Source organism: Lacisediminimonas sp., from assembly GCF_030645335.1.
GTDB lineage: Bacteria > Pseudomonadota > Gammaproteobacteria > Burkholderiales > Burkholderiaceae_D > Lacisediminimonas.
On record NZ_JAUSNH010000154.1, the window covers coordinates 1 to 12493 of the forward strand.

At 64.5% G+C, this 12493-nt stretch carries 10 protein-coding genes; all 10 read left to right on the forward strand.

Annotated features, from left to right (window positions below; all coding sequences use genetic code 11):
* On the forward strand, positions 1 to 818 hold an 818-nt coding region (locus Q7T64_RS10735; RefSeq protein WP_304795343.1), incomplete at its 5' end, for a hydantoinase/oxoprolinase family protein.
* A 2-nt stretch (positions 819 to 820) separates the two neighbouring features.
* Entirely contained in the window at positions 821 to 2494 is a 1674-nt protein-coding gene (locus Q7T64_RS10740) for a hydantoinase B/oxoprolinase family protein (RefSeq protein WP_304795346.1), read from the forward strand.
* A gap of 167 nt (positions 2495 to 2661) precedes the next feature.
* Complete coding sequence (locus Q7T64_RS10745) at positions 2662 to 3648, forward strand: tripartite tricarboxylate transporter substrate binding protein (RefSeq protein WP_304795348.1); 987 nt, start codon at positions 2662 to 2664, stop codon at positions 3646 to 3648.
* A 27-nt stretch (positions 3649 to 3675) separates the two neighbouring features.
* Positions 3676 to 5154, forward strand: coding sequence for an aldehyde dehydrogenase (locus Q7T64_RS10750; RefSeq protein WP_304795350.1), 1479 nt, complete (start codon positions 3676 to 3678; stop codon positions 5152 to 5154).
* Position 5155: 1 nt separating this feature from the next.
* Positions 5156 to 6313, forward strand: a complete 1158-nt coding sequence (locus Q7T64_RS10755) for an acyl-CoA dehydrogenase family protein (RefSeq protein WP_304795352.1) — start codon at positions 5156 to 5158, stop codon at positions 6311 to 6313.
* 107 nt (positions 6314 to 6420) lie between these two features.
* Entirely contained in the window at positions 6421 to 8691 is a 2271-nt protein-coding gene (locus Q7T64_RS10760; RefSeq protein ID WP_304795354.1) for an acetate--CoA ligase family protein, read from the forward strand.
* Between the two features lie 169 nt (positions 8692 to 8860).
* Positions 8861 to 10075 (forward strand): FAD-dependent monooxygenase, encoded by a 1215-nt coding sequence (locus tag Q7T64_RS10765; protein ID WP_304795356.1) that lies wholly within the window; start codon positions 8861 to 8863, stop codon positions 10073 to 10075.
* A 104-nt stretch (positions 10076 to 10179) separates the two neighbouring features.
* Positions 10180 to 11157, forward strand: coding sequence for a tripartite tricarboxylate transporter substrate binding protein (locus Q7T64_RS10770; protein ID WP_304795358.1), 978 nt, complete (start codon positions 10180 to 10182; stop codon positions 11155 to 11157).
* A gap of 37 nt (positions 11158 to 11194) precedes the next feature.
* Complete coding sequence (locus Q7T64_RS10775; RefSeq protein ID WP_304795360.1) at positions 11195 to 12121, forward strand: xanthine dehydrogenase family protein subunit M; 927 nt, start codon at positions 11195 to 11197, stop codon at positions 12119 to 12121.
* Positions 12118 to 12493, forward strand: a 376-nt coding sequence (locus Q7T64_RS10780) for a (2Fe-2S)-binding protein (protein ID WP_304795362.1), incomplete at its 3' end; no start/stop codon positions are given. The genes Q7T64_RS10775 and Q7T64_RS10780, both read left to right, overlap by 4 nt.

A 12493-nucleotide genomic window follows, 5' to 3' on the forward strand; every position in this document is an offset into this window, starting at 1 on the left:
TCAACGAAAACATGGCGTCGGCGGCCAAGGCTTATGTCAGCGAGAAGGGCGAGAATCCGAAGTCGTGCGCGCTGGTCGGTTTTGGCGGCGCCGGGCCGGTCCATTCCTGCGACCTGGCGGCCCGCCTTGGCATCGACACCGTGCTGATTCCACCGCGTGCCGGCGTGGCTGCAGCATTCGGCATGATCGTCGCCCCCGTGGCTTATGACGCAGTGCGCTCGCACCGCGTGCTGTTTGGCCGGGTGACCGCGCAGGAGCTGGACGCGCTGCATCGCGAGATGGCTGCCGAATGTGAAACCCGCCTGCCCAAGACCGTCAATACCGCTGCAGTCAGGTACGAGTACAGCGTCGACATGCGCTACCTGGGGCAGGGCTACGACGTCAATGTGGTGTTTGCTCCCGGCAGCACGCATGAAGAGACGCTGGCGGCGATCCGCAGCGGTTTCGAGCGCGCCTACCTGAAACTGTATGGCCGCATCTATCCCGACCTGGCGCTGGAGTTGATGACATTCCGGCTGTCGGCCAGCGCCCAGCGCAAAGTGGCGCTGATGGACGGCGTGCGCTCCACTGCCAGCACCGACGGCAAGACCGGCACCCGCCAGGCTTACTGTCCGCGCCTGCGCACCTGGATGCCGTTTTCGGTCCACCGGCGCGACCGCATCGCGGTGGGCATGGTGTTGCCAGGGCCGGCGATCATCGAAGAAGACGAGTCGACCACGGTGGTGCCCAGCGGCGCCACACTGTTTATCGATGAGCACGGCAGCCTGATCGTCAAGCTGGCGCGTACACCGGAACATGTCCAACAGGCAGGGAAATGATCATGAATGCATCCAATTCAAACGCGATTGACCCGATCACGCTGGAAATGCTGTGGCGGCGGCTGGTTTCCGTCGTCGGTGAACTCGGCTCGACCTTGCGCCGGACTTCGTTCTCGACCGTGGTGCGCGATATCGGCGACTACGGCTGCGCCGTGTTCGACGCCGATGCCCGCTTACTGGCGCAGACGCCCGACAGCACGCCCGGCCTGTGCGGCCCGCTCGGCGCCATGCTGCGCAACATGCTGGACGCGCATCCGCCGGCGACGCTGGAAGAAGGCGACATCCTGATCGGCAACGACCCGTGGGCCGGCAGCGGCCACCACAATGACGTCAGCATCATGCTGCCGATCTTTCATCACGGCCGGCGCATCGGCTACGTGATGACCTGCTGCCATCATGTCGATATCGGCGGACGCCGTGCGACCACGGAGAGTCGCGACAATTACGAAGAGGGCCTGCGCATCCCGATGCTGAAGTATTACCGCAAGGGCGAAATCAACTGCGACGTGCTGGCCTTCATCGAAAGCAACGTGCGCTCGCACCAGACGGTGGTCGGCGATATCGGCGCCCAGGTTGCCGCCTGCCACGTCGGCGCCGAGCGCATGCGCGAAATTTGCTTCGAAATGGAATGGCAGGACGTGCAGGGACTGGCCGACGAGATCGTTCGCCGCAGCGAAGAGGTCACCCGTGCCGAGATCCGCAAGCTGCCCAACGGCACCTATACGCATGAAGCCAAGATCGACATCGTCGGTGGCGAAACCCTGGTCATCCGCACCGCCGTCACGATCAATGACGAAGACATCGTGGTCGATTTCAGCGGCAGTTCCGCCCAAGTCAAGCCGGCCATCAATTGCACGCTGACTTATACCGCGGCCTATACCGTGTTCGGCGTGATTTGCCTGTTGAACTTGCCGGTGGCAGTCAATGAAGGCACCTTGCGCCCGATTCGCGTGGTGGCCGAAGAAGGCAGCGTGCTCAACTGCACCTTCCCGGCGCCGGTATTCGGTCGCACCGCGATCGGCAACTTCCTGCCGGACCTGGTGTACCAGGCGATTGCACCAGCGGCGCCGGACCGCATCTGTGCCGGCGCTGGCGCCACGCCGATGTGGGGCCAGTACATGTTCGGCAAGCGCCGCGATGGCGCTGACTTTGCGCCATTCAATGTGTCCAGCGGCGGGCTCGGCGCGCGGGCGGCGCAGGACGGCGTCTCCTGCCTGGCCTTTCCCTACAACGTCGGCAATACGCCTGCTGAAGTGATCGAGAGCGAAGTGCCGATGATCGTGGAAGAGCGCTCGCTGTGGCAAGACTCGGCCGGACCGGGCCGCTTCCGCGGCGGCTTTGGCCAGAAATATGTGTTGCGCATGCTGGAGGGGGACCTCGGTCCGGTGGGCGAAGTGCTGGCCAGTTTCCGTGGCGGTCGCTTCATTTATCCGCCTTCCGGCGTGCTGGGCGGTGGCGATTCACCCAACGGATTCTTAAGCATTCGCGGTACCAGCGACGATGCCGGCCGCCATGTGATCGTGCGTGCCGGCGACCGTATCGTCAGCCATATCCCTGGCGGCGGCGGTTATGGCGATGCACGTGAACGCGATCCTGCGATGGTGAAAAAGGATTTGCAGAATGAATTGATTTCGCCGGAGCATGCGCGCAAGTATTATGGGTATTCCGACGCCTGACGACGCGCTTGCCCGACCTGCAAGCCCGCTGGCCGGGCTGGCAGGGTTTTCCGCATTGCGCTCGATTGCATCAAGTTTCAGGGCATACCATGCTGCATCGTTCCATCGATTTCAAACCGCCGCATTCCGCCACATCCCGCTGCATCACGATACTTTTGGAGAGACTGATGAATGTCCGTAAAAAACTGGCTGTTCTGCTCGCGCTGGCCGGCATGCTGGGCTTTGCCGCACCAGTCGCCGTCGCGCAGGAAAACTATCCGAGCAAGCCGATCAAGCTGATCGTGCCCTGGACCACGGCCGGCACGGTCGATATCGTCGCGCGCGGCCTGGCCGAGCGCCTGTCCGTCAAGCTCGGCGTGCCGGTGGTGGTCGAGAACAAGGCCGGCGCCACTGGCCAGATCGGTTCGCTGATGGTGTCGCAGTCGCCGCCGGATGGCTACACGCTGCTGGTGATGTCGACCACGGTGCATACCGTGTCGCCCAATTTTTCGCGCACGTTCCCGTTTGACCCGATCGATGATTTCACGCCGATCTCGCAAGTGGTGACCTTCCCGTACGCGATGGTGGTGGCCGCCAACAGCCCTTATCGCACGGTGGCCGACCTGGCTGCTGCCGCCAAAAAAGAACCCGGCAAGATTGCCTACGGATCGTTCGGCATCGGCAGCGCGCCGTTCCTGATGAGCGAGTTGTTTGCCAATTCCACCGGCACCAAGCTGTTGCATGTGCCGTACAAGGGCGCTTCGCAGGCGCTGACCGATTTGATGGGCGGGCAGATCCAGTTCTTCATCGATTCGCTGCCATCGCCGCTGGGCCAGATCCGTGGCGGAAAGTTGCGCGCGTTGAGCGTGACGACTGCCAAGCGTTCCACCACGCTGCCTGACGTGCCGACCATGGGCGAGACGCTTCCCGGCTTTGATGCGATCGCCTGGCTGGGCATTGCCGCGCCGCCAAAAACGCCGAAGGCGGTGGTGCAGAAAATCCATGCCGCGCTCACTGAAATCGCTGCCCAGCCGGACTATGGCACCCGCCTGCGCGACATGGGCCTGGAGCCGGTCGCTAGTCCGTCGCCGGAGCAGTTCCGCAGTTTCCTGGTGCAGCAAAAGCAGTATTGGGGCGATTTCATCCGCAAAGCCAACCTGCCGATGGTGAACTGACAAACCGAAACGACAAAAGGGTTTCACTTGCAACGTTATCAGCTTTATATCGACGGTAAACGGTGCGACCCGTCGTCCGGCGTCTGGTTCGATTCCATCGAGCCCTACTCGGGCCTGGCATGGGCCGAGATACCGCGCGCGACACCGGTCGATGCCGATGCCGCCGTGCAGGCAGCGCATCGCGCCTTCCTGTCCGACGGCTGGAGCGGTCTGACTGCCACCGCACGTGGCGCACTGTTGCGGCGGCTGGCCGGATTGATCGAGCGCGACGCCGAACGGCTCGGCGCCATCGAGCAGCGCGACAACGGCAAGTTGATTGCCGAAGTCGCGCCGCAAGTGCGCGGGATTGCGCAGTGGTTCTATTACTACGCCGGGCTGGCCGACAAGGTCTGCGGCAGCGTGGTGCCGATGCCGCGCAAGGATGTTTTCAATTACACCAAGTACGAACCGCTGGGCGTGGTGGTCGCCATCACACCGTGGAATTCGCCCCTGGCGCTGACCGCCTGGAAGATGGCGCCGGCGCTGGCTGCCGGCAACACCATCGTCATCAAGCCGTCGGAATTTACGTCAGCGTCGCTGCTTGAATTGGCCGCCCTGTGCGAGGAGGCCGGCTTTCCGCCTGGCGTGGTGAACGTCGTCACCGGATTCGGCGCTGAAGTCGGCGACGCGTTGGTGCGCCATCCGCTGACGGCCAAGATTGCCTTTACCGGTGGTGACGCCGGCGGACGCATCGTCAACCTGGCCGCTGCCGCCGACTTCAAGAAAGTGACGCTGGAGCTGGGCGGCAAGTCGCCCAATATCGTGTTTGCCGACGCCAACATGGACGAAGCGTTGAAGGGCGCGGTCGCCGGTATTTTCTCGGCCTCCGGCCAAACCTGCCTGGCCGGATCGCGCTTGCTGTTGCAGGCGTCTATCCACGATCAATTCGTCGAGCGCCTGGTGGCGCTGGCAAAGTCGGCCCGCATCGGCGACCCGTCGTTGCCGCACACGCAAGTGGGACCGATCGCGACCCGGCCGCAGTGGGAAAAAATCCTGGCCATGATCGCCATGGCCAAGGAAGACGGCGCAGTATGCGCGCTCGGCGGCCATGCGCTGCAGGGCGAGGGCTACGGCCAGGGCCAGTTCATTGCGCCGACCATTTTCACCGGCGTCACCAACGACATGCGCATCGCGCAACAGGAAGTGTTCGGTCCGGTATTGTGTGTGCTGAAGTTCGACGACGAGGACGACGCCATCCGCATCGCCAACGATGTGCAGTATGGGCTGGCGGCAGGCGTCTGGACCCAGGACCTGCATCGCGCCTTCACTTGCGTGGACCGGATCCGCGCCGGCACCATCTGGGTCAATAACTACCGCGCGACCAGCTTCGCCACACCGTTTGGCGGTTACAAGCGCAGCGGCATCGGGCGCGAAGGCGGCATGGAAGCGATCAAGGAATACCTGCAAGTCAAGAGCGTCTGGATCACCACCAGACCCAATCGCGCCAACCCTTTCGTCACGGGCTGACATGGACTTTGACCTCTGCGAAGAGCATCGCACTTTCGTCGATTCGGTACGCCGCTTCGCACAAGACAAGCTTGCTGCCGGCGCATTGCAGCGCGCGCATTCGCCGGCCTACCCGCAAGACGTCGCAGCAATGCTGGCCGAACAGGGCTTGCTCGGCATTGCCTTTGCGCCCGAGCATGGCGGCCAGGGCGGCACGCTGATGCATGCAGTGCTGGCCATACAGGAAGTGGCGCTGGCCTGCCCGAAGAGCGCCGACATTGTCCAGGCCGGCAATTTCGGGCCGATACGGACCTTTGTCGAATATGCCAGCGACCAACAAAAGCAGCGCTTCCTGCCCGGCCTGTTAAGCGGCAAGACCCTGATTGCGCTGGGCATGAGCGAGCCCGACGCCGGCTCGGCCGTGACCGAACTCAAGACCAGTGCCAGGGCGGATGGCGACGACTTCATCATCAACGGCAGCAAGGTGTTTTCCACCCATAGCCCATCGGCCGACCTGTTCCTGGTTTATGTGCGCTTCGGTCCCGGTGTCGACGGCATCGGGTCGGTACTGCTTGAACGCGGCACGCCCGGGTTTTCGATCGGTTCGCCGTCTGCATTCATGAGCGGCGAGGAATGGTCGCAACTGTACTTTGACGAATGCCGGATTCCGGCGGCCAACGTGTTGCTGGGGCAGGGCGGATTCAAAAAGCAGATTGCCGGTTTCAATGTCGAGCGTCTTGGCAACTCCTCGCGCTCGCTGGCGCTGGGCCGCTACTGCTTCAATGTGGCGCGCGAACATGCGCTCACGCGCAAACAGTTCGGCCGCGCGCTGTGCGAGTTCCAGGGCCTGCAATGGAAGTTTGCCGAGATGGCATTGAAGCTCGAATCCGCGCAACTGATGCTGTACCGCGCCGCCATGGAAGGCGAGCATGGCTTGCCGTCGGCGCAATCCACCGCGCTGGCGAAACTGGCCTGCAACCAGGCTGGCTGGGAAGTCGCCAATGATGCAATGCAGGTGATGGGCGCGATGGGTTACAGCCGGGAATCGCTGGTCGAATACTGCGTGCGGCGCACGCGCGGCTGGATGATCGCCGGCGGTTCGATCGAAATGCTGAAGAACCGGATTGCCGAGGGCGTGTTCGGGCGATCATTTTCGCAGCGTGAGGCCAAGCCGAAATGACCATCATGAACGCGATATGGTGAAGTCACCCTGTCGTGCGATCGCCACTGTTGATTGCATCGGATTGAATGCCATGAAAGCCGCCATCCATCCTGACCAGCACCATCATGACTGAGACCGGGCAGCCATCCAACGCCGGGTCCGGCTTGCGCATCGCGCTGCTGTCGCCGCGCAGCGTGGCGCTGGTGGGGGCGTCCGACGACCCGGCAAAAACCGCCGGCCGGCCGCTGGCTTTCCTGCGTCGCGCCGGCTATGCCGGCCGCATCTATCCGGTCAATCCAACGCGCAAGACGGTGCAAGGGGAACCGGCCTGGCCGTCTCTGGCCGCTTTGCCCGAAGTGCCGGACCATGCCTACATACTGACCCCCACGCAGTCCGTGCTTGCGGCGGTGGAGGAATGCGCCGCTGCCGGTGTGCCGGTAGTGTCCATCCTGGCCAGCGGGTTTTCCGAAGCCGGCCCGGCGGGATGGGCGCGCGAGGATCAGTTGCGCGCCATCTGCGCGCGCACCGGTATCCGCATCCTCGGGCCGAGCAGCCTGGGGCTGGTCAACGTCGCCGAGAGATTGATCCTGTCGGCGAATGCCGCATTTGCCGAACCCGGCATGCCGGTGGGCGACATCTTCGTTGCCTCCCACAGCGGCAGCATGCTGGGTGCGCTGGTATCGCGCGGCATGGAGCGCGGCATCGGCTTTGCCGGCCTGGTCTCGGTCGGCAGCGAAGCTGACTTGTGCATCGGCGAAATCTGCGCGGCGACGCTGGATGATCCCGGCATCGGCGGCTACCTGCTGTTCCTGGAGACGATACGCAAGGCGCCGGCACTGCGCGCTTTCGCACTGGCTGCTGCCGCCGCCGGCCGGCCGGTGATTGCCTACAAGCTGGGGCGCAGCGCCGCGGCTGCGGAACTCGCCATTTCGCATACCGGCGCGTTGGCCGGCGAAGACGATGTGGCCGACGCTTTCCTGAGAGACTGCGGCATTGCCCGCGTCGAGTCGCTCGAAGCGCTGATCGAAGGCTTGCCCCTGCTGCGCCGGATGCCGGCCCGGGCGCAGGCCGGCCGGCCCGGACGGGTCGGCGTGGTGACCACCACCGGCGGCGGGGCGGCCATGGTGGTAGACCAACTTGGGGTGCGCGGTGTCACACTGGAGCCGCCTTCAGCCACCACCTTTGCGCGCTTGGCGCATGCCGGTGTCACGGTCGCGCCGGGCCGCATGGTCGACCTGACGCTGGCGGGCACGCGCTATGACATCATGAAAGCAACGCTGGACGTCATGCTGTCGGCGCCTGAGTTCGACCTGGTTGTCGCCGTGGTCGGATCGTCGGCGCGCCACCAGCCGGAATTGGCGGTGCGGCCCATTGTCGACAGCGACGACGGCAAGCGGCCACTGGCCACCTTCCTGGTGCCCGCCGCGCAACAGGCGCTGCAATTGCTGACCCAGGCCGGCGTGCCCAATTTCCGTACGCCCGAGGCCTGCGCCGATGCGATTGCGGCAGCCTTCGCCCGCCGACTTCCGCGCGCCTTGCCGCACGCCGCCGAGCTGCCCTTGTTGCTGCACAGGCGCGAAGTGGGCGGTGAGTTGGAAGGGGACGGGGACGATGGCGGCCAGGCCAGCAGCGCTGGCATGCTCGACGAACTCGCTTCCTATGCGCTACTCGACCGGCTCGGCGTGCCGCGCGCCGATTGTGCCGTCATCCATCCTGGGGCAGCGCCGCAAGACGCGGTCCTGGCGCATGGCTTGCCGTATCCGCTGGTCGCAAAATTGCTGTCAGCCGAAGTCGCCCACAAGACCGATGTCGGTGGCGTCGTATTGAACATTGGCGACCAGGCCGGCCTGGCGCAAGCCGTCGCCACCATCACCGCCAATATTGCCCAACGGCGTCCGGGAACCGACGCCAGCCGCATCCTGTTGCAGCCAATGGCCTGCGGGCTGGGCGAAGTGCTGATCGGCTACCGTGTGGATCCGCAGGTCGGGCCGATCGTGATGCTGGCCGCTGGCGGCGTGCTGACCGAAATCTACCGCGACCGCAGCGTGCGGCTGGCGCCGGTCACGCTCGATATCGCCCATGAAATGATTGCCGAGGTCAAGGCGCTGCGCGCACTTGCCGGTTATCGCGGCAAGCCCGCTGGCGACCTCGATGCGCTGGCGTGCGCGCTGGTGGCCTTGTCGGCGCTGGCCGGCGATCCGGATGTGGCCGAAGCCGAAGTCAATCCATTGCTGGTCCGCGCAGCCGGACAAGGGGTGCTGGCGGTGGACGCGGTGGTGCGCCTGGCGCAGCGTTCGCCCGCGCACGAGGCGACGGCGACTGCCCGGGGCGCGATGGCCGCCGATCCTGAGCAGGGTTCGCCGCTCGATTCGGCGATTGACCCCGCAGCCGATTGACAGCGCCAGCAGGTCGGTCTTAGACTCCTTTGAACGTGTTCTGTCTTACAGAAGCATATTCTGTCCAATAGAACTTGGCGGGCCGACGCTTCAATGCGCCGGCAATCAATTGCGATGCTGTATTGCCGCATCGGCCCACGCGGCCAGCCTCGCATGAATGCAACGGGAAATGGGAAATCGCTCGATGGGCAGCAAGCCGAAGGTATTGATTGCAGGTGCGGGATTGGGTGGCTTATGTGCGGCGGCGGCGCTGTTGCAGCGCGGCTTCGATGTGGAAGTCTACGAGCAGGCCGCTGAACTGAAGGAGGTCGGCGCCGGCGTGCAGCTGTCGCCCAACGGCACTTGTGTCATGCACGACCTGGGCCTGGACGAGCCGTTGCAGGAGTGGGGCTTCGAGCCGGCCGGCAAGGAGATCCGCTTGTGGGATACCGGCCAGACCTTCAAGCTGTTCGACCTCGGCGCCGAGGCGCGCGAGCGCTATGGCTTCCCTTACATGATGATGCACCGCGCCGACCTGCACCGGATACTGGCCGATGAAGTCATTCGGCTAAAGCCCGATGCCATCCACCTGAATGCGCGCTGCAGCGGTTTTGAGCAGCATGCCGGCGGCGTGCGGCTAGTGATGGAGGACGGCAGCGTGGCCAGTGGCGACGTGCTGGTCGGCGCAGATGGCCTGCACTCGCGCGTGCGCCAGCAAATGCTGGGTCCGCACAAGGCGACCTTCACCGGCGGCTTCGCCTGGCGCGGCGTGATCCCGATGAATCGCCTGCCGGCACGGCTGGCGCAGCCGGTGGGCGCCAACTGGGTGGGCCCGAACGGCCACATCATCCTGTATCCGGTGCGGCGCGGCGAGTTGATGAATTTTGTCGGCCATGTGGAACGCGATGACTGGCAAATCGAATCCTGGACCGAGGTCGGCACCGTGGAAGAATGCCTGGCCGATTTCCCCGGCTGGAGCGACGACATCCGGGAAATGATCCGCAACATTGAAGTGCCCTTCAAATGGGCGCTGTTCCTGCGCGAGCCACTGGACAAGTGGGGCGAGGGCCCGGTGACCCTGCTGGGCGACGCCTGCCATGCCACGCTGCCTTACCTGGCGCAGGGCGCCAACATGGCACTGGAAGATGCACTGGTGCTGGCGCGCGCGCTGGATCAATATCAAAGCGACCCGGCGCTGGCGCTGCGCCGCTATGAAGACGCCCGGCGCGAGCGCACCACGCGCATTGTCAACCGCTCGGCCGACAACCTGAATCGCTTCCATAACGATGCGCTGGCCGATCCGCTGCTCGCCGCAGCCTATGCCGAAAAAGAATGGCATCCGGACCGGATTCGCGAGCGTTATGAATGGCTGTTTCGCTACAACGCAGCGACGGTGCCGATCTGACTTTGCGCCGAGCGCTTGCGTCGCTCGCCAGCGCCACGCCGGGTTTTGCATTTCCAACAGGTCCAGACTTTCCAACTTAACGATTCGATCCGGGAGAACGCAGCATGAACAAAATCAGGGCTGGCATCAGCATGTTCCTCGTCGTGGCCGGGAGCCTGGCCGCGCAGGCCATGGCGCAGGGCAGTGCGGGATATCCGAAAGAGCCGATTCGCTTCATTGTTGCGTTCCCGCCTGGCGGCGGCACGGATGTGGTCGCGCGCATCGTCGGCCTGCATCTCTCCAAATCGATCGGGCAGCCGGTGGTGGTCGAGAACCGCGCTGGCGCCAGCGGCATCATTGCGGCGGAATACGTGGCCCGCGCCGCGCCGGATGGCTATACCCTGCTGGTCGGCGGCAGCGGACCGATGGTGTTCAACACGCTCACATACGCAAAGCTGCCCTACGACCCGGTCAACGGCCTGATACCGATCACCGTGCTGGGCTCGTATCCGATCGTGCTGACCGCCAAGCTGGACTTGCCGGTGAAGTCGCTGGCCGACCTGATCAAGCTGGCCAAGGAAAAGCCGGGTGCGATCAACTACGGATCTGCCGGCGCATCGTTCCAGGTGCCGGCCGAATATTTCAGCCAGCGCGCCGGCATGAAAATGACGATGATTCCGTACAAGGGAAGCGGCCCTGCCGCGCAAGCCCTGATGGGCGGCGAAATCGATTTGCTGGTGGCCGATATCGCGCCCTCGGTGCCGCTGGCAAAGTCGGGCCGCGCACGGGCGCTGGCCGTGACCACCGCTACGCGCTCGCCGGTATTGCCGGATGTGCCTACCGTTGCCGAGTCCGGCCTGCCGGGATTTGATGTCAGCCTGTTCTCGTCGCTGGCAGCGCCTGCCGGCACCAACCCCGACATCATCAAGCGGTTGCATGCTGAAGTGGCCAAGGTGCTGCAACTTCCCGAGGTAAAGGAAAAGTTCGCGTCGATGGGCATCGAGCCGGGCGGCGGCACGCCGGAGGAAACCGTGGCCCGTTTCAAGCGCGAGATTGCGACTTACGGTCCGGTCGCCAAAGCCGCAAACGTGAAAGTCAACTAAGGTCTATCCTGATGCATTTGCCCGGAGCCGCCAGTCTGTGACACCCGCCCGCTTTGAATACCTCGCGCCCTCGACCGTGCAGGACGCGCTGCAGATGCTGCAACAACATGGCGACGGCGCCCGCTTGCTGGCGGGTGGCCAGAGTCTGGTGCCGGCAATGAACCTGCGGCTGGCCAATCCGGCTTACCTGATCGACCTGAACCGGATTCCCGCACTGGCTGCGCTGGTGCAAAATCCGGACGGCTCGATCACGGCCGGCGCCATGACGCGTCACCGCAGCTTTGAAAAGAGCGAACTGGTGCAGCGCGCACTGCCCCTGGTCCATGCTGCCATGCCGTGGGTGGCGCACACGCAGATCCGCAACCGCGGCACCATCGGCGGCAGCCTGGCGCATGGCGATCCGGCAGCCGAGTGGCCGGCGCTGTGCCTGCTGCTCGATTGCAGCATGCTGGTCGCCGGACCGGCGGGTGAGCGCGAAATACCGGCCGCCGATTTTTCGCGCGGCGTCTATGAGACAGCATTGGAGCCGGGCGAGATCCTCACAGCAATTCGTTTCCCGACCTGGCCAACCGAGCGGCGCTGGGGCTTTTCCGAAATCGCCCGGCGTCATGGCGACTTTGCGCTGGCCGGCGCAGCCTGCATCCTGGATTTTGACGAGGCCGGCATTTGCCGCGCCGCGCGCTTAGTCGTGTTCGGTGCGGCCGACCGGCCCTTGCTGATGGAGGCGGCGGGCGCGATGCTGGTGGGCCGTGTGCCTGAGCTCGCACTGGCGGCGCAAGTGGCCGATGCCGTGCGCGAGGCCGTGACTGCACGTGCTGACTTGCATGCATCGGCAGAATACCGCCGTGACCTGGTTGGCGTCATGACGCGCCGGGCGCTGGAGCAGGCACTGGCGCAAGTGACTGCAGCCGATACAGTCAATCGCGCAGTGAATGCAGTGAACCCCGTTGGAGCCGCGCAATGAGCCAAACCTATCCGATCCATGTCACGGTGAATGGTGTCGCCACCAGCGCGCAGGTAGAAGCCCGCACCACGCTGGCCGAATTGCTGCGCGAGCAGCTCAACCTGACCGGCACCCACCTGGCCTGCGGACACGGCGTGTGCGGCGCATGCACCGTGCTGGTTGACGGCGAATCGACCCGCGCCTGCCTGATGTTTGCGGTCCAGCTCGACGGCCGCAGCGTGACCACGGTGGAAGGCCTGGCGATCGACGGCGAAATGTCCTTGTTGCAGCGTTGCTTCAACCAGCACCATGCCTTGCAATGCGGCTTTTGTTCGCCAGGCATGCTAACCACTGCACATGCTTTCCTGCAGGAGACGCCGGCGCCATCGGCCG

What these genes read in the sequence shown, in the direction of transcription:
- Q7T64_RS10770 (WP_304795358.1), top strand. Translation starts at nt 10,180, where the DNA reads ATGAACAAAATCAGGGCTGGCATCAGCATGTTCCTCGTCGTGGCCGGG.
- Q7T64_RS10740 (WP_304795346.1), top strand. Translation starts at nt 821, where the DNA reads ATGAATGCATCCAATTCAAACGCGATTGACCCGATCACGCTGGAAATG.
- Q7T64_RS10765 (WP_304795356.1), top strand. Translation starts at nt 8,861, where the DNA reads ATGGGAAATCGCTCGATGGGCAGCAAGCCGAAGGTATTGATTGCAGGT.
- Q7T64_RS10755 (WP_304795352.1), top strand. Translation starts at nt 5,156, where the DNA reads ATGGACTTTGACCTCTGCGAAGAGCATCGCACTTTCGTCGATTCGGTA.
- Q7T64_RS10745 (WP_304795348.1), top strand. Translation starts at nt 2,662, where the DNA reads ATGAATGTCCGTAAAAAACTGGCTGTTCTGCTCGCGCTGGCCGGCATG.
- Q7T64_RS10760 (WP_304795354.1), top strand. Translation starts at nt 6,421, where the DNA reads ATGACTGAGACCGGGCAGCCATCCAACGCCGGGTCCGGCTTGCGCATC.